The 23,536-nt window shown below is 70.0% G+C and carries 16 protein-coding genes; 10 read left to right on the top strand and 6 right to left on the bottom strand.

Translation table 11 applies throughout. The features are described from left to right. Positions 1-6: 6 nt before the first annotated feature. The 5 genes from ACZ6Z4_RS34155 to ACZ6Z4_RS34135 all read right to left on the bottom strand — a co-directional run bounded on the left by ACZ6Z4_RS34155 (position 7) and on the right by ACZ6Z4_RS34135 (position 7,010). Positions 7-1,419 (bottom strand): hypothetical protein, encoded by a 1,413-nt coding sequence (locus ACZ6Z4_RS34155; protein WP_465574524.1) that lies wholly within the window; start codon positions 1,417-1,419, stop codon positions 7-9. Between the two features lie 150 nt (positions 1,420-1,569). Further along, positions 1,570-3,690 carry an NAD-dependent DNA ligase LigA gene (gene ligA, locus ACZ6Z4_RS34150; RefSeq protein WP_465574521.1) on the bottom strand — a complete coding sequence of 707 codons (2,121 nt, stop codon included), beginning with the start codon at positions 3,688-3,690 and terminating at the stop codon, positions 1,570-1,572. A 46-nt stretch (positions 3,691-3,736) separates the two neighbouring features. Continuing rightward, positions 3,737-4,723: a uroporphyrinogen decarboxylase/cobalamine-independent methonine synthase family protein gene (locus ACZ6Z4_RS34145; RefSeq protein WP_465574518.1), complete on the bottom strand. Its 987-nt coding sequence runs from the start codon at positions 4,721-4,723 to the stop codon at positions 3,737-3,739. Next, positions 4,720-5,808 carry a tRNA 2-thiouridine(34) synthase MnmA gene (mnmA, locus tag ACZ6Z4_RS34140; protein WP_465574515.1) on the bottom strand — a complete coding sequence of 363 codons (1,089 nt, stop codon included), beginning with the start codon at positions 5,806-5,808 and terminating at the stop codon, positions 4,720-4,722. Before mnmA ends, ACZ6Z4_RS34145 begins: the two co-directional genes overlap by 4 nt. Next, positions 5,808-7,010, bottom strand: a complete 1,203-nt coding sequence (locus tag ACZ6Z4_RS34135) for a cysteine desulfurase family protein (protein WP_465574512.1) — start codon at positions 7,008-7,010, stop codon at positions 5,808-5,810. The genes mnmA and ACZ6Z4_RS34135 overlap by 1 nt, the downstream gene beginning before the upstream one ends. Positions 7,011-7,150: 140 nt before the next feature. On the opposite strand from ACZ6Z4_RS34135, the gene ACZ6Z4_RS34130 reads away from it, so the two are divergent. The 10 genes from ACZ6Z4_RS34130 to ACZ6Z4_RS34085 all read left to right on the top strand — a co-directional run bounded on the left by ACZ6Z4_RS34130 (position 7,151) and on the right by ACZ6Z4_RS34085 (position 22,728). Continuing rightward, positions 7,151-8,521, top strand: coding sequence for a serine hydrolase domain-containing protein (locus ACZ6Z4_RS34130; protein ID WP_465574507.1), 1,371 nt, complete (start codon positions 7,151-7,153; stop codon positions 8,519-8,521). Positions 8,522-8,535: 14 nt separating this feature from the next. Beyond that, positions 8,536-10,116: an ABC transporter substrate-binding protein gene (locus ACZ6Z4_RS34125; protein WP_465574503.1), complete on the top strand. Its 1,581-nt coding sequence runs from the start codon at positions 8,536-8,538 to the stop codon at positions 10,114-10,116. Positions 10,117-10,120: 4 nt separating this feature from the next. Next, positions 10,121-11,194 carry an ABC transporter permease gene (locus ACZ6Z4_RS34120; protein WP_465574499.1) on the top strand — a complete coding sequence of 358 codons (1,074 nt, stop codon included), beginning with the start codon at positions 10,121-10,123 and terminating at the stop codon, positions 11,192-11,194. Continuing rightward, the gene (locus ACZ6Z4_RS34115) at positions 11,194-13,092 is read left to right on the top strand and encodes a dipeptide/oligopeptide/nickel ABC transporter permease/ATP-binding protein (protein WP_465574494.1); all 1,899 of its coding nucleotides are present in this window, start codon (positions 11,194-11,196) and stop codon (positions 13,090-13,092) included. Before ACZ6Z4_RS34120 ends, ACZ6Z4_RS34115 begins: the two co-directional genes overlap by 1 nt. After that, entirely contained in the window at positions 13,089-14,129 is a 1,041-nt protein-coding gene (locus ACZ6Z4_RS34110) for an ABC transporter ATP-binding protein (protein ID WP_465574489.1), read from the top strand. The genes ACZ6Z4_RS34115 and ACZ6Z4_RS34110 overlap by 4 nt, the downstream gene beginning before the upstream one ends. After that, positions 14,126-17,458, top strand: a complete 3,333-nt coding sequence (locus ACZ6Z4_RS34105) for an LpqB family beta-propeller domain-containing protein (protein WP_465574486.1) — start codon at positions 14,126-14,128, stop codon at positions 17,456-17,458. The genes ACZ6Z4_RS34110 and ACZ6Z4_RS34105 overlap by 4 nt, the downstream gene beginning before the upstream one ends. Before the next feature lie 110 nt (positions 17,459-17,568). After that, on the top strand, positions 17,569-18,651 hold the full coding sequence (locus ACZ6Z4_RS34100; protein WP_465574482.1) for a M20 family metallopeptidase: 1,083 nt from the start codon (positions 17,569-17,571) through the stop codon (positions 18,649-18,651). Further along, positions 18,648-19,652 carry a GNAT family N-acetyltransferase gene (locus tag ACZ6Z4_RS34095; RefSeq protein WP_465574479.1) on the top strand — a complete coding sequence of 335 codons (1,005 nt, stop codon included), beginning with the start codon at positions 18,648-18,650 and terminating at the stop codon, positions 19,650-19,652. Before ACZ6Z4_RS34100 ends, ACZ6Z4_RS34095 begins: the two co-directional genes overlap by 4 nt. Beyond that, positions 19,649-20,755 carry an o-succinylbenzoate synthase gene (menC, locus tag ACZ6Z4_RS34090; protein WP_465574476.1) on the top strand — a complete coding sequence of 369 codons (1,107 nt, stop codon included), beginning with the start codon at positions 19,649-19,651 and terminating at the stop codon, positions 20,753-20,755. Before ACZ6Z4_RS34095 ends, menC begins: the two co-directional genes overlap by 4 nt. Positions 20,756-20,889: 134 nt before the next feature. After that, positions 20,890-22,728: a PucR family transcriptional regulator gene (locus tag ACZ6Z4_RS34085; RefSeq protein WP_465575386.1), complete on the top strand. Its 1,839-nt coding sequence runs from the start codon at positions 20,890-20,892 to the stop codon at positions 22,726-22,728. Here the strand turns inward: ACZ6Z4_RS34085 and ACZ6Z4_RS34080 are convergent, their stop codons facing one another. Beyond that, positions 22,729-23,442 (bottom strand): nucleotidyltransferase domain-containing protein, encoded by a 714-nt coding sequence (locus tag ACZ6Z4_RS34080; RefSeq protein ID WP_465574473.1) that lies wholly within the window; start codon positions 23,440-23,442, stop codon positions 22,729-22,731. Positions 23,443-23,536: the final 94 nt, after the last annotated feature.

Genomic DNA, 23,536 nt, shown 5'->3' with positions numbered 1-23,536 from the left:
GGTTCCTCAGACGTAGAACGACTCGTACGAGAACTCGACCGACCGCGACCCGTAGGAGTCGTCGGCGTCGGAGAGGATCTCCACGCGCCAGCCGGACACGTACGCAGTGTACGACTTGCCGTCGTTACGGGCGTCGACGAACGCCTTCAGCGCCGCCACGTCCGGGCCCTTCAGCACGGCGAGCCCGTCGGCGAACACCGCCGTACCGCCGGCCTTCACGTCCTCGATGTCACCCGAGGCGCGCATCTGGAACGAGCGCAGCCCGCCGCCCTGCGAACCGAAGCCGAGCACCGACAGCGACCCGTACTTGCCGAGCGTCTTGCGGCAGGTCAGACCGGTCTTGCAGTCGTACTTCTTGGCCTTCAGCTCGGCGACCATCGACGCCTGGGTGGTCTGGAACTCCTTGCGCGGCAGGTCGAGCTCGTCCGCGCCGGACTTCTTGCCGCCGACCTGGATGGTGTCGCCGTTGTTGCGCAGCGAGAACTCGCCCCAGGTGCTGCCGACCTTCTGCGTCTTCTGCCCGTTCTTCACGGCCTGCTGGACCTTGGCCACCTCGGAACCGCCGAAGGTGTCGTTGCCGAGGGCCTGCAGCGCGGCGTCGAAGGTGACGCCGGCGTTGTTGACGTTGTCGTCGTTCGACGACTTGATCAGCACCGCGATGATCGTGCCGTCGGACTGGAACTGGAAGACCGTCTCGGCCTCGGTGGCGCCGTCGATCTTGAAGCAGCCCCGGTGCGCACCCTGCGCCCCGTTGAACAGGTCGCTGCACTGGTAGCCGTCGTTCTGCAGCTTGTCGGTCGCGGCCTTGGCCTGACCGGTCGCCTCACCGAGCTGACCGGCCGGCGGCGCGTCGGTCGGGTCGCCGGTCGGGTTCGGGCCGTCGGTCGGCTGCGAGGTGGTCGTGGTCGGTTGCGTGACCGGGTCGTCGTCGCCACCGAGCGCCTTGATGCCGACGAACACGAGCAGGCCGATCACCAGGATGCCGACGATGCCGCCGCCGATGTACAGCGGCATCTTGTCCTTGCCGCCGCCGGAACCACCCGGGCCGTTCGGCTGCCACGGCTGCTGACCACCCTGCTGCTGGTGCCAGCCCTGCTGCTGCGGCTTCTGCTGGCTCCACGGCTGCTGCTGGTACCCGCCGCCGCTCTGCTGCTGGCCCCAACCCTGCTGCGGAGCCTGACCCGGCTGCTGCTGAGGCTGCTGCCCGGGCTGCTGACCCCAGCCGCCCTGCTGGGGCGGCTGACCCTGCGGAGGCTGAGGCGGCTGCCCCTGCTGCGGCGGGCGCTGTCCCCAGCCACCACCGCCCTGGGGCGGCTGCTGTTGTCCCCAGCCACCTTGCCCCTGGTTTCCCCCTTGCTGCCCGCCCGGCTGGCCCCCCGGCTGCCCAGGACCCCACGGTCCTTGTGGCGGCGTAGTCATATTCGCTCCTTAGTGACCCACGTGTCGACGTGCAAAGTTAACAGTCCGACGGGCCAGGTCCCGCCACGGATCCATCCAACGGAAATTCCTTTGTACCAAGCGGAATCGCCGTACCGACCTAGGCCAGATCTGCCCGCCGAGCGGGACGGTCTACGGCTCCGGGGTGGTCGCCACCTCGGCCGCCGCCTCCGCGCCCGACTCGATCAGCACCTGGAACCCGGCCGCGTCCAGCACCGGTACCCCGAGCTGAACCGCCTTGTCGTACTTCGAGCCCGGCGAGTCGCCGACCACCACGAACGAGGTCTTCTTCGACACCGACCCGGCGACCTTGCCGCCGCGGGACACGATCGCCTCGGTCGCCTCGTCGCGGCTGAACCCCTCGACCGTACCGGTCACGACGACCGACAGCCCGGTCAGTGTCTGCTCGACGGCCGGCCCGGTCCGCTCCTGGCGCATCTCGACCCCGGCGGCCTTCCACTTGCGCACGATCTGCTGGTGCCAGTCGACCTGGAACCACTCGATCACCGCGTGCGCGATGGTCGGCCCGACGCCCTCGATCTCGGCCAGCTCCTCCTCGCTCGCTGCCTCGACCGCGTCGATGTCGTCGTACGCCGCCGCGAGCGCCGCCGCGGCGGTCGGCCCGACGTGCCGGATCGACAGCGCGACCAGGCCACGTGACAGCTGCTGGGTCTTGGCCGCCTGGAGGTTCGCGAGCAGCTTCTGCGCGTTCGCCGACAGCGCGCCGGCCTTGGTGGTGAAGAACGGGCTCCGCGCCAGCGCCTCCTCGGTGAGCGTGAACAGGTCGCCCTCGTCGGTGATCAGCTCGCTGCCGATCAGCGCGTCGGCGGCCTTGAACCCGAGCACCTCGATGTCGAACGCCGACCGCCCGGCCAGGTGGAACAGCCGTTCCCGCAGCTGCGCCGGGCAGGACTGGGCGTTCGGGCACCGGATGTCGATGTCGCCCTCCTTCATCGGCCGCAGCGTCGTCCCGCAGGACGGGCACTCGGTCGGCATCCGGAACGGGTACGCCTCCTTGGGCCGCAGGTCGATCACCGGTCCGAGGATCTCCGGGATCACGTCGCCGGCCTTGCGCAGGACGACGGTGTCGCCGATCCAGACGCCCTTGCGCTCGACCTCCTGCGCGTTGTGCAGGGTCGCGAACTCGACCGTCGACCCGGCCACGCGCACCGGCTCCATCACCCCGTACGGCGTGACGCGGCCGGTCCGCCCGACGTTCACCTCGATCGAGAGCAGCTTGGTGGTGACCTCTTCGGGCGGGTACTTGTACGCGATCGCCCAGCGCGGCGCGCTCGACGTGGAGCCCAGCGCGCGCTGCAGGTCGACCTCGTCCACCTTCACCACGACGCCGTCGATCTCGTGGTCGACGGAGTGCCGGTTCTCCCCGTAGTACGCGATGAACTCGTTGACCTCGGCCAGCGTCTCGACGCGCCGGGCGCGGTCGCTGACCGGGAGCCCCCAGGCCTTGAGCTGCTCGTACGCCTCGGACAGCCGGGCGATGTGATGCCCGTCGACGCGGCCCAGGCCGTGCACGACGAAGCGCAGCGGGCGCTGGCCGGAGACCCGCGGGTCCTTCTGCCGCAGCGAGCCGGCCGCGCTGTTGCGCGGGTTCGAGAACGGGTCCTTGCCGGCCTCGACGAGCTTCGCGTTCAGCTGCTCGAAGTCCTCGACCCGGAAGTAGACCTCGCCGCGTACCTCCAGGAACTCCGGCGGGTCGTCGGTGTCCAGCACCTCCGGGATGCTGTCGATCGTGCGGACGTTGAGCGTGACGTCCTCGCCGGTGGTGCCGTCACCGCGGGTGGCGCCGCTGTCCAGGCGGCCGTTCTTGTAGACCAGGTCGAGGGCCAGCCCGTCGACCTTCAGCTCGCACATGAAGCCGCTGTCGTGGATCTGCTGGACGGTGACCTCGCGCTCGAGCCGCTTGGCCCAGGCCTCCATCTGCTCGGCGGAGAACGCGTTGCCCAGGCTCTCCATCCGCATCGGGTGGGTGACCGGCGCGAACAGCGTCGAGATCGGTACGCCGACCTTCTGCGTCGGCGAGTCCGGCGTCCGCAGCTCCGGGAACTCCTCCTCGATGCCCTGCAGCTCGTGCATCAGCGCGTCGAAGTCGGCGTCGGAGATGGTCGAGGTGGACATGTAGTACCGGAAGCGGTGCTCCTCGATCTCCCGGCTCAGCGCGGCGTGCCGCTCGCGCACCGCGGGCGGCGCGGGGGGCTGGTCGGCGGCGTCGGTCTCCGGGATCTCCGTGCTCATGTGCAGAACCTACCGCCCGGCACCGACGTTTTCGGGCTCTTGCGCCCTACGCTTCGGCGGCTTCGCCGATGGCGTCGACCACACCTCGCAGCAGGTCCAGGCGGGCGCGGGCGTCGGCCGGCGACGCAGAGGCAGCGAGCCCGCACGCTGGGGTGACGACGACCTGCTTCATCAGCTCCGGGTCCAGCCCGAGGTTGCGCCACGTCCTGACCAGCGGCGCGGCGGTCTGCTCCGGGTCGAGCAGCGGGCCGGTGGTGGCGACCAGTCCGGCGTACAGGGTGGTCTTGGCCTCTACTGCGATGGCGATCTGCTCCCAGGCGGGCTCTGTGAGCAGCGACACGTCCACCGCTACTCCCCCCGCCCCTGCCTTGGTGAACACCTCGATAGGCGGCCGGGCCGCGCAGCAGTGCACCAGAGTCGTCGCTGGGTCCCCAGCCTCGACCACCCGCGCCAGCAGCTCCACAGCTCCCGGCCCGTCGACCGAGCGGTGCTTGCTCCACCCACTGGCCGTCGGCACAGCCCCAGCCAGTACGGCGGGGAGCGCCGGCTCGTCCAGCTGCACCAGCAGGTCCACACCGGGCACCCGGCGGCGTACCTCGGCCACCTGGGCGTTCACCCCGTGCGCCAGCGCGTCAGCCAGGTCTCGGCGAGCACCGTGGTCGGCCAGCACCTTGTCGCCGCGCGGCAGCTCGACAGTGGCCGCCAGCGTCCACGGCCCGGTGAACTGGAGCTTCAGCGGCCCGGTGTAGCCGTCGGCGTACTCCTCCAGAACGTCCAGGTCCTCCTCCAGCACGGACCGCGCCCGGCGCTGGTCCAGGCTCGACCGGGAGTCCGAGCCACCCGTCAGCCGCCAGCCGGCCGGCTGGAGGTCCGCCGACAGCTCAGCCAGTACGGCGACCGCCCGGCTGAGCATGTCGCCGTACGGACGTGCCGGGAGCTCCGGCAGGAAGGGGATGTCGACCGCGCCGAGCACCACCTTGGTCCACTCGCGGATGTCGTCCCCGGGCAGCGAACCGAGACCTGTGGTCGTCATACGTTGACGCTGGCGCGCTGGACCGAGTCGATCGTGGCGGAGCCGATGACGCGCGTGCCGTCGTACAGGACGACTGCCTGACCCGGCGCGACGGCAGCAGTCGGCTCGTCGAAGGTCACGTGCACCTGGTCACCGTCGAGCCGAGCGGTGACCGCCACCTCGTCGCCGTGCGCGCGCAGCTGCGCCTTGACGCTCAGTACGTCCTCAGGAGCAGGGCCGCACCAGCGCGGCTTGGAGGCGACCAGACTCTCCACGGCCAGCTCCTCGCGGGAGCCCACCGTGACCGTGCGGTCGACCGGGCTGATGTCGAGCACGAAGCGCGGCTTGCCGTCGGCGGCCGGCGTACCGATCCGCAGGCCCTTGCGCTGCCCGACGGTGAAGCCGTGGGTGCCGCTGTGCTCGCCGAGCTTGGTCCCGCTGCTGTCCACGATGTCGCCGGGGGCCGCGCCGAGCTTGTCGGCCAGGAAGCCCGGCGTGTTGCCGTCGGCAATGAAGCAGATGTCGTGGCTGTCCGGCTTGGCCGCCACCGACAGCCCGCGCCGCTCGGCCTCGGCCCGGATCTCGGTCTTGACCGTGTCGCCGAGCGGGAAGAACGCGTGCTGCAGCTGCTCCTGGGTGAGCACGCCGAGCACGTACGACTGGTCCTTGCCGTGGTCGACCGCGCGGTGCAGCTCGCGGCCGGCGGCGGTCTCGACGATCTGGGCGTAGTGGCCGGTCGCGACCGCGTCGAAGTCGAGCGCCAGCGCCCGCTCCAGGACCGCGCTGAACTTGACCTTCTCGTTGCAGCGCAGGCACGGGTTCGGCGTCCGGCCGGCGGCGTACTCGGCGACGAAGTCCTCGACCACGTCGGCGTGGAAGCGCTCGGCCAGGTCCCAGACGTAGAACGGGATGCCGATCACGTCGGCGGCCCGGCGGGCGTCGCGGGAGTCCTCGACCGTGCAGCAGCCGCGGGCGCCGGTCCGGTACGACTGCGGGTTGCGGCTGAGCGCCAGGTGCACACCGACCACCTCGTGCCCGGCCTCGGCCATCCGCGCCGCCGCGACGGCGGAGTCGACCCCGCCGGACATGGCTGCGAGTACCCGCATCAGCTGTTCCTTCCCACGTTCTGCAGACCGGCGGACATCGCCCGCTCCACGACAGGCCCGATGGTGTCCAGTACGGCGTCCACGTCGGCCTGGCTGGACGTGTGCCCGAGGGTGAAGCGCAAGGAGCCGCGAGCGCGCTGGTCGTCGTACCCCATCGCGAGCAGCACGTGGCTCGGCTCGGCGACACCCGCGTTGCAGGCCGACCCGGTGGAGACCTCGATCCCCCGGGCGTCCAGCAGGAGCAGCAGCGAGTCGCCCTCGCAGTCCTTGAACGACAAGTGTGCGTTACCGGGCAAACGGCCGACCGGGTCGCCGGACAGCAGCGCGCCCGGGACGGTGCTGGTGATGCCCGCGATCAGCCGGTCGCGCAGCGCGATCAGGCGCTCGGACTCGTCGGCCTGGTGCTTGACGGCGTGCGCGGCCGCGACCGCGAACCCGGCCGTCGCCGGGGTGTCCAGCGTGCCGGACCGGACGTCGCGCTCCTGGCCGCCGCCGTGCACGATCGGCACCAGCTGGGTCTCCTTGTGGACCACCAGCGCGCCGATCCCGTACGGGCCGCCGATCTTGTGCGCGGACACGGTCATCGCGTCGACGCCGAGGGCCGCGAAGTCCACCGGGACCTCGCCGACCGCCTGGACGGCGTCGGTGTGCACCGGGATGCCGTACTCCGCGGCGATCGCCGCGACCTCCTGGATCGGCTGCAGCGTGCCGACCTCGTTGTTGGCCATCATCAGCGTGACGAAGGACACCGTCGCCGGGTCCTGCTCGATCGCCGCCCGGACGTCGTCGGGCCGCACCCGGCCGAGCGTGTCGACAGGCAGCCAGATCAGCTCGGCACCCTCGTGCTCCGCCAGCCAGACCGCTGGGTCCAGCACGGCGTGGTGCTCGACGCCGCTGAGCAGGACGCGCCGCCGGCGCGGCTCCTGCTTGAGCCGCGCCCACCACAGGCCCTTCAGCGCGAGGTTGTCCGCCTCGGTGCCGCCGGAGGTGAACACCACCTCGCTCGGCAGCGCGCCGAGCGCCTCCGCGATCGTCTCCCGGGACTCCTCGACGGTCCGCCGCGCCGCCCGTCCCGACCCGTGCAGCGACGAGGCGTTGCCGGTGCGCCCGAGGTGCGAGGCCATCGCCTCGATCGCCGCGGGCAGCATCGGAGTCGTCGCAGCGTGATCGAGGTAGACCGTACGACGGCCGGAAGAGGTCATAACACCCTCAAGAGTAAGTCCTCTTCCGATGTTCCCGCGCAGCGTCCCGTCCGGCTGCTTCGTCCCGGCGGACGAAATCGGCCCGGGCAGTCGTCGGCCACGACGAATACGCGCGCTCCCGAGCGTCCTAGCGTCGGCGCATGGCGACCCTGACTGAGATCGAGACGTGGCTGCACGACCAGTTGCCGGCGCTGCTGGCCGAGCACGAGGTCCCCGGCGCCGCTGTCGGCGTCCTGTACGACGGGCAGATCGTCGACCACGCGGCCGGCGTACTGAGCAAGGCGACGGGGGTGGAGGCGACCGCCGACTCCGTGTTCCAGATCGGGTCGATCACCAAGGTGTGGACGACCACACTGGTGATGCAGCTGGTGGAATCCGATGACGTCGACCTGGACGTGCCGGTGCGCACCTACCTGCCCGAGTTCGTGCTGGGCGACGACGGCGCGGCGGCGAAGATCACCACCCGCCAGCTGCTGAGTCACACGGCCGGGTTCGAGGGCGACATCTTCAACGACACCGGCAAGGGCGACGACGCGGTGGAGAAGTACCTGGCCACGCTGGCCGACGTCAGCCAGCTGTTCGGGCCGGGCGAGATGTTCTCGTACAACAACGCCGGCTTCGCGGTGCTGGGCCGCCTGGTCGAGGTGGTCCGCGGTAAGTCGTACGACGCCGTACTGCAGGAGCAGCTGTTCACGCCGCTCGGTCTGGCGCATGCAGCGAGCGACCCGTACGAGGCGATCTTGCACCGGGCCGCTGTCGGGCACCTGCGGCCGGCGCCGGGTGAGGCGCCGGTGCCTGCACCGGTCTGGGCGCTGACGCGGTCGATGGCTGCTGCTGGCGCGATGCTGGCGATGAGTCCGCGGGACCTGCTCACGTTCGCGCAGCTGCACCTCGAGGGCGGCAGGGACGGCGTACTGAGTGCTGCGAGCGTCGCGGCCATGCAGGAGCCGCAGGTGAAGCTGCCGGCGCTCGGGATGATGGGCGACTCCTGGGGGCTCGGCTGGGAGCTGTTCGACTGGGCCGGTACGACGGTGATCGGTCACGACGGCGGCACCATCGGCCAGAACGCGTTCCTGCGCGTCCTACCGGAACACGGGCTGGCCATCGCGTTGCTGACCAACGGCGGCGACGTGATCGAGGCGTACCGCGCTGTGTTCAGCCACGTGGCCAGGGAGCTCGCCGGGCTCGACCTGCCTGCGATGCCCACTCCCCCGGCCGCCGCTGTCGCCGTCGACGCCGGCCGGTTCCTCGGGACCTACACCTGTGACGCGCTGGACCTCACCGTCCGCCAGGACGAGGAGGGGCGGCTCTGGCTCGACCAGATGCCGAAGGGGATCTTCGCCGAGCTCGGGCCGACGCCGGAGCCGGTGGAACTGGTCGGTCGCGACGAGCACAGCCTGATCGCGGTCAAGGCGGAGAACGGCCTGCACACCCCGCACGTCTTCCTCGGCGACGACGGCACCGGTCGCGCCCTCTACCTGCACAGCGGCCGCGCCCTGCGCCGCGCCTGACCTTCGGAGGCGACATGAGATCCGCACTCACAGTCCTGGTGGCCGGCGTACTGGCTCTGTCGGCCTGCAGCTCCAGCGGCTCGCCCACCACGGCCGGTCAGCCCGTCGCAGGTCAGCCGCTGACGATGGCTGTCAGCGGCGACCCCGGCAACCTCGACCCACAGTTCACCTCGCTGTCGGTCACCATGCAGGTCGACTGGTTCCTGTACGACGCGCTGCTGAACATCGGTCCGGACGGCAACCCGGTGGCGGGGCTGGCGGAGAAGTGGGAAGGCACCACGACCTCAGCGAAGTACACGCTGCGCAAGGGGATCACCTGCTCAGACGGCACGCCGCTGACCGCCGGCACGGTCGCGGAGAACATCAACTTCGTCGGGGACCCAGCCAACAAGTCCACCCGGATCGGCGTCTTCGTCCCGGCGGGCGCCAAGGCTGTCGCCGACGACGCGGCCGGGACGGTGACCGTGACCGCGGCGGCGCCGGACGCGTTCCTGACCCGCAACGTCGGTGGGCTGCACATCGTCTGCGCCAAGGGGATGAAGGACCGCAGCATCCTCAAGCAGGGCTCCGACGGCACCGGGCTCTACACGGTCAGCGAGGCCGTACCTGGTGACCACTACACGCTGACGCGGCGCAAGGACTACGCCTGGGGACCGGGTGACTTCAAGGCCGACCAGACCGGCGTGCCGGAGAAGGTGACGATCAAGGTCGTCGCCAACGAGACCACCGCGGCCAACCTGCTCGCCGCCGGTCAGGTGAACATCGTCGCCATCGCCGGACCGGACAAGCAGCGCCTGGCTGCTCAGCAGCTGTTCAAGCGCGAGGTCGGTGCGCCGCTCGGCCAGCTCTGGTTCAACCAGAAGGCCGGGCTGCCGACCGCGGATCTCGCCGTACGGCGTGCGCTGACCCAGGGCCTCGACCTGACCCAGCTGGGCAAGGTGGTGACGAGTGGGACCGGGGCTGCGCCGACTGACTTGGTTGCCCCGGGCATGGGGCCGTGCAAGGTCGACACCATCACCGGCAACCTGCCGGGCCACGACCTGGACGCAGCCAAGGCCGCGCTCGACGCGGCGGGCTGGAAGGCGGGTGCTGGTGGCGTCCGCGAGAAGGGCGGGAGCAAGCTGTCGCTGGTCTTCTACTACCCGACCACGCTCGGCCCGACGATGCAGTCGGCCGCTGAGCTGCTGCAGAAGGCGTGGACCGAGCTGGGCGTGGACGTGTCGCTCAAAGCGGTGTCGACCGCTGAGATCAGCACTGTGGTTCTTGCTGGTCAGGGGACGTGGCACGCGGGGCTGATCCCGCTGACGGTGTCGCTGCCTAGCCAGCTGGTGAGCTTCCTGTCCGGGACGGGTCCGCCGAACGGGAGCAACTTCTCGTCGATCAAGAACGCCGGGTACGACGCTGCTGTCGCCAAGGCGTCCAAGACCGCTGGGACGGACGGGTGCGAGGACTGGGCGGCTGGTGAGCGGGCGCTGTTCGAGCAGGTGAACCTGGTGCCGTTCGTGAACACGACGGTTCCGGTGTTCGGGAAGAACGCGACGTTCGAGATGGCGCAGGGCAGTGTCGTGCCGAGCTCGATCCGGGTCTTGGGGTGATGCGGTGACGGCCCCACTGGTCCCGGCGTCGCCTGGCGGCTCGGCTTCCGGCAGTTCGGCTGCTTCCGGCAGCTCGGGCTCGCCCGGCGCTCCGCCGTCGCCTGGCTCCCCGGCGTCATCCGCCCTCGAGCTTCACCCCTGGCTGCGCTTCGCGCTCCGCCGCGGCGTCCGCCTGGTCGTCTCGGTGCTGGCCCTGCTCAGCGCCGCCTTCCTGATGATCCACCTGATCCCCGGTGACCCGGTCCGAGCAGCGCTCGGACCGGCCGCCGCCAAGAGCGTGGTCGACGCCCAGCGCGAGTCCCTCGGCCTCAACGACCCGCTGTGGACGCAGTACCTGCACTTCCTCCAACACCTCTTCACCGGCAACCTCGGCACGTCGATCACCACCGGCCTGCCGGTTTCCGACGTGATCCGCGACCGCCTGCCGGCGACCGTTGTCCTGGCCGTCGCCGCGTTCCTCGTCGCCGTGCTGATCGCGCTCCCGCTCGGCCTGGCGATGGGCGTGCTCACCCGCGCCGGCCGCCGCCCGAAGGCCGAGCTCACGTTCACGTCGACCTCGGTCGTGCTCGCCGCGATTCCCGAGTTCCTGCTGGCGGTCGGGCTCGTCTACGTGTTCGCCGTGCAGCTCCACTGGTTCCCGGTGGCCGGCCGCGGCGGCATCACGTCGTACGTGCTGCCGGTCCTCTCGCTCGCCATCGGTCCGGCTGCCGTGCTGGCTCGCATCTGCCGCGTCGAACTGCTCGCCGTACTCCAGACCGACTATCTGAGGACAGCGCGCGCCAAGCGCCTCCGCCCAGTCGCGATCTACCTCCGCCACGCCCTCCCCAACGCCGTCACCGCCACCATCACCCTCGGCGGCCTCCTGCTCGGCGGCATGGTCGCCGGGACCGTCCTGGTCGAGAACGTCTTCGGCTGGCCGGGCCTCGGCAGCACGATCGTCTCCTCGATCCTCGCCAAGGACTACCCGCTCGTGCAGGGCGTGGTGCTCGTGTACGGCGTCGGCGTCCTGCTGGTGAACCTGGCCGTCGACGTAGCCCTTGCCCTGCTGGACCCGCGCTCGACGATCCGGGAGAGCTGATGGCCCGCCGTACCCGCTGGATCGCAGTACTCCGTACGCCGGTGGGCGCCGGAGCCGGTCTGCTCCTGCTGGCGGTCCTCCTGCTCGCAGTGCTCGCGCCGGTGCTCTGGTCCGACCAGGCTTCAGCGATCGACACCGAGCACCTGCTGGAAGGCACCTCCTCCCAGCACTGGCTGGGCACCGACAGTCTCGGACGCGACATTTTCTACCGAGTCCTGGTCGCTTCCCGTACGTCGATCCTGCTCGCGCTGCTGGCTACTGGTCTTGGCGTGTTCGCCGGGCTTCTGCTCGGCACCGCTCCAGTGCTGCTTGGGCGTCGCTTCGGGCGGTTGACGACTGCGGTGATCAACATCGCGGTCGCGTTCCCGGGGCTGCTGCTCGCGCTGTTCTTCGCGGTGATCTTCGGCGTGGGGGCGAAGGGTGCGGTGCTCGCGATCGGCCTGGCGGGGGCGCCTGCTTTCGCGCGGCTGACGCAGACGCTGGTGGCCGGCGTTGCCGAGCGGGACTTCGTCGCGGCGGCGCGGATCGCTGGCGTTGGGCGGTTCCGGATTCTGCTGCGGCACATCCTGCCGAACGTCGCCGAGCCGCTCGTCGTCAACGCGACGATCGGCGCCGGTGGTGTGCTGCTCGCGTTCGCGGGGCTGTCGTTCCTCGGGCTCGGCGTACAGCCACCGGCGTACGACTGGGGGCGGCTGATGGGCGAGTCGCTGAACGGGATCTACGTGCATCCGGCGGCCGCGCTCGCGCCTGGCGTCGCTGTGGTGATCGCGGGGCTGGCGTTCAACCTGTTCGGCGAGGCGGTGGCGAAGGGGCTCGGGGTGCCGGTGGTTCTCGGTCCCCGGGTGCGGTCCCGGCTGCCCGAGACCGTTCCCGCAGAGCCTGTGGACGACGAGGCCGTGCTGGTCGTGAAGGATCTGCGGGTCAGCTTCCCGGGGCCGATCACGCCGGTGCGCGGGGTCAGTTTCACGATCGGCAAGGGCGAGATCGTCGGTGTGGTGGGCGAATCCGGCTCCGGGAAGAGCCTCACGGCGCTCGCTGTCGCGGGCCTGATCGAGTCTCCCGGGCAGGTCTCGGCTGCGGAGCTGTCCTTCCTCGGGGCGCCGCTGCTCGGCCGGCTGGCCGACCGCACCTCGGCAGCGACCCGGCGTCGGCTGCTGGGGACGTCGTTCGCGATGGTCTTCCAGGACCCGATGACGTCGTTCAACCCGACCAAGCGGATCGGCGTACAGCTTGCTGAAGGGGCTCGGGAGCATCAGGGACTGAGCCGGCGCGCGGCGATGGCCCGGGCGGTCGATCGCTTGCGCGCGGTCCGCGTTCCCGCGGCAGAACGGCGCGCGCGGCAGTACCCGCACGAGTTCTCCGGCGGGATGCGGCAGCGGGCGATGATCGGGATGGGACTGATGGGCGCCCCGGCGCTGATCGTCGCGGACGAGCCGACGACCGCGCTCGACGTGACGGTCCAGCGGCAGGTGCTGCGGCTGCTGGAGACGATCCGCGAGACCGACGAGGTCGCGGTGCTGCTGATTAGCCACGACATCACCGTCGTCGCGCAGGTCTGCGACCGGGTGCTGGTGATGTACGCCGGGCGCATCGTCGAGGATCTGCCGGCCTCGGAGCTGGCCACCGGGGCTCGGCATCCCTACACGCGAGCGCTGCTGGCCGCCGTACCGGATCTGGACACGCCGCTCGACGAACCGCTCGCGGTCATCCCCGGCAGACCTGTTGAGCCGTCAGCTTTTCCGGCCGGATGTGCCTACAAAGGTCGGTGTGAGTTCCTTGTGAGGGCCTGTTCCGAGCAGGACCCTGAACTGGCAGGCACAAACCACCGAGTCGCCTGCTGGAACCCGCAAGGCCAAGCAGTGTTGACGATCGAGTCGATCCGGACGGGGCAACGATGAGTGAGTTGAGGTTCGACCAAGTGACGGTGCGGTACGGCGCCGGCCGCCGCGCGCTGACCGCTGTCGACGCGGTCGATCTGTGCGTCCCGTCCGGCCAGGTGGTCGGGCTGGTCGGTGAGTCCGGATCGGGCAAGTCGACGCTCGCCCGGGCCGCGGTCGGTCTCGCGGACCTGACGTCGGGGCAGATCCTGCTCGACGGCGCCCCGCTCCGGCGGCGGCCGCGCGAGCGACGGCCGCTGCAGATGGTCTTCCAGGATCCGTACTCCTCGCTGGATCCGCGGATGACGATCGGCGACTCTATCGCGGAGGCGGTGCCACGCTCAGGTCCACCACGACGCCCCGAGGTGGCCCGGCTGCTCGAGCTGGTCGGGCTCGACGCCGAGCGCGCCCAGTCGTACCCGGGCGCCCTGTCCGGTGGCCAGAGGCAACGAGTCGCGATCGCGCGGGCGCTGGCCGGACAGCCGGACGTGATCATCGCCGACGAGATCACCTCGGCGCTCGACGTGTCCATCCAGGGCACCGTGCTAAACCTGGTCCGCTCATTGCAACGCGAGCTGCGGCTGTCGATGCTGTTCATCTCCCACAACCTCGCGGTCGTGCGCTACGTGAGCGACTTCATCGCCGTGATGTACCTGGGCCGCATCGTCGAGTTCGGCCCGGCCGCGGAGGTGCTCGCCGATCCACAACACCCGTACACGAAGGAGTTGCTGGCCGCCGCGCCGCGGCGGGGTTCGACCTCACTGCTCGACCCGGTGGACCAGTTGCTCGCCGACCCGGCGGCCCAGGCCGTTGCCGAACGCGCCGCCCACGTCGTCGCCGACGCCGAGCCGGCTGACCCGCACCACCCGCCGGCCGGTTGCCGGTTCCACCCGCGATGCCCGATCGGGCCGTTCGTGCTCGCCGACCGCGAGCACTGCCTGACGATTGATCCGACAACTGACGCCGACCGCCGGCGTCATCGCGCCGCCTGCCACCACGTGGCCGGCGCCCTGCAGCCGGTCACCGCCGGTTCCGTAGCCAAGGAGGACTCCCTGTGACCCGACGTCTGCGCATCGACGACCTGCCCGAGCTCACCGTCCCCGAGCAGCCCGCGCTCTCCCCCGACGGCAGCCAGCTCGTCTACGTCCTCCGGACGACCGACCAGGCGGCCGACCGCACCCTGCGCAGCCTGTGGCGGATCACCGACGGCGAACCGAAGCAGCTGACCCGCGGCGACAGCGACACCTCACCGACCTGGTCCCCGGACGGCACGCAGCTCGCCTTCCTCCGCGCCAAGGACGGCCCGGCGCAGCTCTGGGTGCTCCCGGCCGGCGGCGGTGAGCCCGAGCAGCTCACCACGCTTCCGCTCGGTGCCGGCGCCCCACGCTGGAGCCCCGACGGCACCCGCATCGCCTTCAGCGCCGCCGTCGACACCGCGGCTCTCCCCGGCGAGGACGACGAGGCCCGCGAGACCCGCGGCCACGCCCCGATCGTGAACGAGCGCCTCGACTACCAGGCCGACGGATCCGGCTGGCTGCGCACGTACCGCAAGCACGTCCACCTCCTCGACCTCGACACGAAGGCCTGCCGCCAGGCCACGGAGGGCGACTGGCACGCAGGCGACCCCGACTGGTCCCCCGACGGGACCAACCTCGCCTTCAGCGCAGGCACCGCCCCCGACAGCGACCTCGTCCCGACCTCACCGGTGTACGTCATCGACGCAACCGACGCGAAGGCAGAGCCGCAGCAAGTCGGCCTACGCGACGGCCTGGCCGGCCAGGTCCGCTGGACGGCCGACGGCGAGTCCCTCCTGATCGTCGGCAACACCACCGGCCCGGTCGGCCACGCCAGCCTGCTCCGCCTCACGCTCGACACCGGCGAGGTCGCGAACCTGTCGGCGCCGCTCGACCGCAACGTCATGCCCGGCAGCCCGGCGTACCCGGGAGCTCTGCCGGTCCTGATCGACGACGGCCAGACCGTCCTGTTCTGCATCCGCGACCGCGGCTGCACCCACCTGTACGCCGTACCGGTCGCCGGCGGCACGCCGCGTCTGGTGCTGGGCGAGGCCGGCCAGAACGTGTCCGGCCTCTCCGTCGCCGGCGGCGTCGCCGCGACCGCGCTGACCACCGCGACGTCGTACGGCGAGATCGTGACGGTCGACCTGACCGACGACTCGGTGACGCAGCGTACGTCGTACAGGCTGGAGGACGTCGAGACCTTCGTCCGTGAGGAGCGCGAGTTCACGATCTCGGACGGCACCGTGGTGCACGGCTGGATCGTCCGCGACCCTGCGGCGACCGGCGCCCAGCCGCTGCTGCTCGACGTCCACGGCGGCCCGCACAACGCGTGGAACGGTGTGGCTGACGAAGCTCACCTCTACCACCAGGAGCTGGCCGCCCACGGGTGGACCGTCCTCCTGCTCAACCCCCGCGGTAGCGATGGCTACGGCGAGGAGTTCTACAACGCCGTGCTCGGCGGGTGGGGCACCTCGGACGCCAACGACTTCCTCGAGCCGATCGACCAGCTCGTTGCCGAAGGCATCGCCGACGCCGAGCGGCTCGCGATCGCCGGGTACAGCTACGGCGGCTTCATGACCTGCTACCTGACCAGCCGCGACAGCAGGTTCGCCGCGGCCGTCGCGGGCGGAGTCGTCAGCGACCTGACCAGCATGAGCGGTACGTCGGACGCCGCGCACTTCCTCAGCGTCTACGAGCTGAACGGCCCCGGCGACTTCAGCGCGATGTCTCCGCTGGCCAAGGTCGACCAGGTGAAGACGCCGACGCTGATCCTCCACGGTGACGCGGACGTGCGCTGCCCGATCGGCCAGGCCCAGCAGTGGCACACCGCGCTGCGCGAGCAGGGCGTACCGACGCAACTCGTCCTGTACCCGGAGGCCAGCCACCTGTTCATCGTCGAGGGTCGCCCGTCGCACCGGATCGACTTCGGCCACCGCATCGCCAACTGGGTCGAGCAGTACGCCGGCGACGCGCGCGGCCCTAAGCGGCCGCGTATCGACGCGGCGCACTGGCAGCGACGGCTGACCACCCTCGCGGCCAAGCACAAGGTCGTCGGCGCTTCGCTCGGCATCCTGCGGCTGCGGCCCGGCCAGGACGACGAGCTGGTGGAGGCGGCGACCGGCGTACTGCACAAGGAGACCGGCGTCGAGGTGACGACGGACTCGATCTTCCAGATCGGTTCGATGTCGAAGGTCTGGACGGCGACGCTAGCGCTGCAGCTCGTCGACGAGGGTCTGCTCGACCTGGACGCGCCGCTGATCCAGGTGCTGCCCGAGCTGCAGCTCGGCGACCCCGACGTCGCCAAGCAGGTGACGATGCGGCAGCTGCTGACGCACACGAGCGGCATCGACGGCGACGTGTTCACCGACACCGGCCGCGGCGACGACTGCCTGGAGAAGTACGTCGACGGGCTGGCCGAGGTCGGCCAGAACCACCCGCTCGGCGCGACCTGGTCGTACTGCAACTCCGGCTTTTCGCTGGCAGGCCGCGTGATCGAGAAGCTCACCGGAAAGACGTGGGACGCGGCGTTGCGGGAACGGATCTTCACCCCGCTCGGCTTGCGTCGTACGGTCACACTGCCCGAGGAGGCGCTGCTGCACCGCGCCGCCGTCGGCCACGTCGGCGAGGACGAGCTGGTCCCGGCACCGGTGTGGGGACTCCCCCGGGCTCTCGGCCCGGCGGGTCTCATCACGTCAACAGCAGCCGAAGCGCTGGCCTTCGCCCGCATGCACCTGAACGACGGTCTCGCTCCGGACGGCACCCGCGTACTCAGCTCGGGCTCTGTCACTGCCATGGCCGACAAGCAAGCCGAGCTCCCCGACAAGCACACCCTCGGCGACTCGTGGGGCCTCGGCTGGATCCGCTTCGACTGGGACGGCCACCGCCTGATCGGCCACGACGGCAACACGATCGGCCAGGCCGCGTTCCTCCGTGTGCTGCCCGAGCAGGGCCTGGCCGTCACGCTGTTGACGAACGGCGGCAACACCCGCGACCTGTACCAGGACCTCTACCGCGAGATCTTCCGCGACCTGGCCGGAGTCGCCATGCCGTTGCCGTTGGCCCCCTTGTCCGAGACGCCCGAGCTCGATCTGCACCGCCACGTCGGCCGCTACGAACGCGCGAGCACCCTGCAGGAGGTCTTCGTCGAGGACGACCAGCTGAAGGTCCGCCTCACGGCAACCGGCCCGCTGGCCGAGCTGATGCCCGAACCGTCCCAGGTCTTCGAGATGCGACCGGCAGACGCGACCGGCGACCTGTTCGTCGTCCGCCAGCCCGGCTCACTGACCTGGTCGACGATCACCTTCTACGCGCTGCCGACCGGAGAGAAGTACATGCACTTCGGCGTCCGAGCCACCCCGAAGGTCAGCTGATGACACCCACTTCGTCCCCGCGCCCTTCTTCGTCCGCGAGTCCGCCCTCCCCGGCGAACGCTCCCTCCCCCACGCCACCATCCCCCCGGACGACCCTGTCGTTGCCGGCGATGCTGGCGGACCTCGAGACCCTGGTCGCCTGCGAGTCCCCGTCGTCAGACCTCGAAGCGGTCGCCCGCAGCGCCGACATAGTCGCCCGCCTGGGCACCGAACGCCTGGGCAGCGAACCGTCGTACGAGGTGGTGGACGGGTGTACGCACCTGCGCTGGAGCTTCGGCGCCGGTCCATCGCGCGTCCTCGTCCTCGCCCACCACGACACGGTCTGGCCGATCGGCTCCCTGGCCACCCATCCTTTCGTCATCGAGGACGGCATCCTCCGCGGTCCCGGCAGCTTCGACATGAAGACCGGCTTGGTGATGGCATTCCACGCACTGGCCGCGTTGCCGTCCCTCGACGGAGTCACCCTCCTCGTCACCGGCGACGAGGAGTTGGGCTCCCCGTCCTCCCGCGCCCTGATCGAAGCCGAAGCCACCGGCTGCTCGGCGGCCCTGGTCCTGGAGGCATCCGCAGACAACGGCGCCCTGAAACTCGAACGCAAAGGCGTCTCCAACTACGAAATCCGCATCACCGGCCGAGCCTCCCACGCCGGCCTGGAACCAGAGCTCGGCGTGAACGCCAGCATCGAAGCCGCCCACCAAATCCTCGCCATCGCCGCCCTGGGCGACGGTGCTCTAGGCACGACCGTCACCCCGACCGCCCTGACCTCCGGCACCACCCGCAACACAGTCCCAGCGTCAGGCAGCTTCCTGGTCGACGTACGGGCTCGCACAGTCGCCGAGCAACTCCGCGTCGACACCGCCTTGCACGCCCTGAAACCAGTCCTCCCCGAAGCAACCGTCGAAATCCTCGGCGGCCCCAACCGCCCACCCCTAGAGCGCAAGATGTCTCAAGCTCTCTACGAACAGGCGGGCAAACTAGCGACCGCCCTCGGCCTACCGCCCCTCCGCGAAACCTCGGTCGGCGGCGGCTCCGACGGCAACTTCACCGCCGGCGTCGGTACCCCGACCCTCGACGGCCTGGGCGCAGTAGGCGGCGGCGCCCACGCCGACGACGAACACGTGGTGGTCTCGGAGATCGTCCCCCGCACCTCGTTGCTCACAGCCCTGATCGCTGACCTGCTGGAAACGCCATGACCACCCCAGTCAGCGGCCTGGTCAGCGCTCCAACCAGCACGGCGGTGAGCGCAGCCGACCAAGCCTCCGCGGCCGCCGCCACCTCAGCCGGCGTACAGGTCCGCACCCTCACCGAACTCTCCGAGCTCGACGCCGTCTATCACCTCTACAACTCGATCTGGCGCCCCGACCCGAAGAATCCTCCGGTCACCACCGAGCTCCTTCGCGCCCTCACCAAAGCTGGCAACTACGTCTCCGGCGCCTACGACGGCACCGAACTCGTCGGCGCCTGCGTCGGCTTCTTCGCGCCACCGGCCGAAGTCTCCATGCACAGCCACGTAGCCGGCGTCTCCACCACAGCCCGCGGCCGCAACATCGGCTTCGCCCTCAAACTCCACCAACGAGCCTGGGCGTTGGAACGTGGCATCACCGCAATCTCCTGGACCTTCGACCCGCTCATCCGCCGCAACGCCTACTTCAACCTCGTGAAGCTGGCGGCCCACCCCGCCGAGTACCTGACCAACTTCTACGGCGGCATGCACGACAGCATCAACAACGGCGACGACACCGACCGTCTCCTGGTCCGGTGGGACCTCGACACCCCCGCAGTCACCAGGGCGGCGACCACCCACCCCCAACCGCTGACCATCCAGTCCTACCCACAAGCCACCATCGCCCTGACCCGAGCCCCCAACGATGCCCCAGCCCCCGGCTCCAACACTCACACCGTCGCCGGTGCAGCCGCTCACACCGTCGCCGGTGCAGCCGCGCACTCCGTCCCGGGCTCCCCCGCGCAGCCTCCGCCCCCAGGCGTCGCTCCCCTCACCGGCAACATCGTCCTCGTCGCCGTACCGCCCGACATCGAATCTCTCCGCCAAACCAACCCGACCGCAGCCAAGTCCTGGCGCTCAGCCCTCCGCGACGTCCTCGGCGGCCTCCTCGCCGACGGCGCCCAAGTGATCGGCTTCGACCGCACCGGCTGGTACGTCCTCGAACTCCCCGCGAGAGGCCTCACCCGATGAAACTCACCGGAGTAGAACTCCGCCGAATCTCCCTCCCCCTCGTCTCGCCCTTCCGCACCAGCTTCGGCACCGAGACCACCCGGGACGCCCTCCTCGTCCGAGTCGTCACCACCGAAGCCGAGGGCTGGGGCGAGTGCGTAGCCATGGCCGCCCCCTTGTACTCCTCCGAGTACGCCGACGCAGCCGCCGACGTCCTCCGCCGCTTCTTCGTCCCCGCCCTCGCAGCCGTCGACCACCTCACCGCCGTCGACGTCGCGCCGACCCTGCAGAAGTTCCACGGCCACCGCATGGCCAAAGCCGCCCTGGAGACCGCCGTCCTCGACGCAGAACTCCGCGCCGAAGGCCGCCCCCTGGCCCGCGAGCTGGGCGCCGTCCACACCGAAGTCCCCTGCGGCGTCTCCGTCGGCATCATGAACTCCACCGAAGAACTACTCGACGCCGTAGGCAACTACCTCGACGAGGGCTACCTCCGCATCAAGCTCAAGATCCAACCAGGCTGGGACATCGAGCCAGTCGCCGCCGTCCGCAAGCGCTTCGGCGACGACATCCTCCTCCAGGTAGACGCCAACACCGCCTACACCGTGGCCGACACCCGCCACCTCTCCCGCCTGGACCCCTTCAACCTCCTCCTGATCGAGCAACCCCTCCCAGAAGACGACATCCTCGGCCACGCAGAACTGTCGAAGCACCTGAAAACCCCCGTCTGCCTGGACGAATCCATCACCTCAGCCCAAACAGCCGCCGCAGCCATCACCCTCAAAGCCTGCTCCATCATCAACATCAAACCCGGCCGAGTAGGCGGCTACCTGGAGTCCCGCCGAATCCACGACCTCTGCCAGTCCCACAACATCCCCGTCTGGTGCGGCGGCATGCTCGAAACCGGCCTGGGCCGAGCCGCCAACCTGGCACTGGCAGCCCTCCCCAACTTCACCCTCCCCGGCGACACCTCAGCCTCCTCCCGCTACTACCAAACCGACATCACCCCACCCTTCACCCTCACCAACGGCCACCTCCCCGTCCCCACCACCCCCGGCATAGGCGTAGACCCCCTGGAACCAGAACTAGCCGCAGTAACCACCCACACCGAATGGCTAAAGCTCTAACCCAACCAGCAACCCCACCGCACACCACCGACGGCGGGCACGGCACCGGTTGTCCGGGGCTACGAAAGTGGGGGGTGAAGTTGTTGGGTGGGACGAACTAGGGTGGGGAGTTGGGTTTTAGGGTCAGGGAGGTGATGCGTTCCGTGACTAATCGGCCTCGGGCGAGTCTTGGGCGGGTGCTGGATGATTTGGGCGCCACGTTGCTCGAGTTGGTGGAGGGGGACGCTGACCGGCCCGTCGAGATCGGTGGGGTGGTGATTCATGATCCCGTCGACGAGCCTGTGTTGCCTTCGAATGCGTTGGTGTTGGGGGTTGGGCTGCAGGAACCCGGGGCGATCGCTTGGGCGTTGCGGGATTTGGGGCGGCAGCAGGCGGCTGGGTTGGTGGTGCGGGCGCCGGTCACTCGGGACGCGAGTGTTCGTGCGGCGGTTGCTGAGTCTGGGGTGGCTTTGCTGGGGCTGACTCGGGGGGCTTCTTGGGATCAGCTGGCGGTGTTGTTGCGGTCGTTGCTGGCTGAGGGGGATGTGGGGGTTGCTGAGCCGGAGACCTTGGGCGGGATGCCGTCGGGAGATTTGTTCGCGTTGGCGAACGCTACGGCGGCGTTGCTTGATGCTCCGGTGACGATCGAGGATCGGAGCTCTCGGGTGCTCGCGTTCTCTGGGCGGCAGGATGAGGCTGATACCGCTCGGGTCGAGACGGTGTTGGGGCGGCAGGTGCCTCAGCGGTACTCGCGGTTGCTTGCTGAGCTGGGGATCTTTCGCGAGCTGCATCGGACCGATCGGCCGGTGCATGTGCCGCCGTTGCCGATCACCGCTACCGAGTTCACGATTCCTCGGGTTGCCGTCGCGGTTCGGGCTGGGGACGAGATTCTTGGGTCGATCTGGGCGGCTGTTCGGGATCCGCTGACTGACGAGCGGACCCAGGCGTTGTGCGACGCGGCAAAGTTGGTGGCGCTGCACATGCTTCGGATTCGGGCCGGCGCGGATGTGGAACGGCGGCTCCGCGCCGATCTGGTCAGTACGGCGCTGGAGGGCGGGGCTGGGGCGCGGGATGCGCTTGATCGTCTTGGGCTGGCCGACCAGCCGGTTGTGGTGCTGGCTTTGGCTGTGCAGGTACGACGCACGGCTGAGGATGGTGCCGGGCGTGAACGGCAGGGGGCTGTCGCGAAGACTCGGCGCGATAGGGCGCGGGCGTCGGCTGTCCCGAAGGCGCAACGCAGTCAGGCTCGGGAGGTGGTGGCTCCCCCGAAGTCGCCGCGCGATCGGGCGCGGGAGGCGTCCGGTCGGGATGTTTCCGTGGGGGCTGGTCAGGAGTCGTTGGTGGGTGAGGCGGGGTTGGCTACTGAGCGGCAGCGGTTGGCGGATGCGTTTGCGATGCACTTGGGAGCGGTGCACCCGCGGTCGGCCGCGGCGTTGGTGGGGGATGTCGCGTACGGGTTGTTGCCGGTTCGGGGTGATCGGGAGGACGGGGAGGAGCGGGCGGTGCGGATCGCCAAGGACTTCCTGGATCGGATCGGGGATCGGGTGACGGTCACCGTGGGAGTTGGGCCGGTGGTGCGGGAGACGGGCCGGCTTCCGCATGCTCGCGCTGGGGCTGATCGGGCGCTTCGGGTGCTGCGGACGGGGGCGCAGCGGGTTGCGCGGTTGGCGGATGTGCATGTGGAGACGTTGTTGCTCGAGTTGCGGGATCTAATCGAGGCTCGGGGTGATCAGCCGACGGGGCCGATTGCTCGACTGGTCGCGTACGACCGGGAGCACAACACCAACTTGGTGGAGACGCTGCGCGCCTGGCTGGATGCGTTTGGGGATGTCATCGCGGCTGCAGCGACGGTGTACGTGCATCCGAACACGTTTCGGTACCGGCTGCGGCGGCTGGCGGAGGTTGCGGATCTGGATCTGGCGGATCCGGAGACTCGGTTCGCGGCGATGTTGCAGTTGCGGGTTGTCACGCCGGCGCGGCCGGGGCGGCCGTAGTCAGGCGGTGATGCGGGACAGCCAGGCGTGGCCGGGGTGGAGGTGGTCGATCATGTCGGCCAGCCAGGTGCGCTGAGTGGACGCGAGGAGAGGCAAGGCCGCGGCTAGGTCCTGCTCGTCCTTCGGGCGGTTGAGGCGAGCCTTGTAGGCGAGGGCCATCTCCGGGGTGATGTACCGCAGGCCGTCGGAGGCGATCCAGGTGATCTCCTCCAAGGCGAAGTCGAGAGACGGGTCGCGGCGGAAGATCCAGCGGCCGTCTCGGTCTGGGTTCACGACCAGGTCGTACTCCCATGGAGAGAGGGCGTGACGGCGGAGCCAGATCTGGTCCGCTTCGTCAGGTTGCTCGGGGCGCTGGTCGGTGAGCGGGCTAAGCCGGCCGCCCGCGTTGGACCAGAGGTGCCAGTCTTCTTTGAGGTGCTGGCGGAGGGGCTCGATGTCCGCGCGCCAGAGAGATACGTCGACGTCTTCGTGGGGACGTCGTACGCCGGTGAAGGCCTCGATGGCGTAGCCGCCGACGATCCACCAGTCGGAGGGGTAGCCGTCGAGGAGTTCTGCGGCGTCCTGTGGGGTGGAGACGTGCCATGGGCCGTAGAGCTGCTGGAAGGCGAGCTCCTCGGGGTCCAGATCATCCGGGTAGCGAACCTCGGCGTTGCGGACTTCCGGGTGCCGGTCTTCAGGGTGCGGCGATGGCTGGGAGTCCGGCGGGAGTTGCATGGGGAAATGTTAAGGGCCACCCCGGTGTGGGGTGGCCCTTAACAGTGTGAATGTCCGGCGACGTCCTACTCTCCCACGACCTCCCGGTCGCAGT

It is taken from the genome of Kribbella sp. NPDC104740 (genome assembly GCF_055583505.1).
Note: the sequence above shows the minus strand (reverse complement) of the source record. Positions and strands in the feature narration are given on the sequence as shown.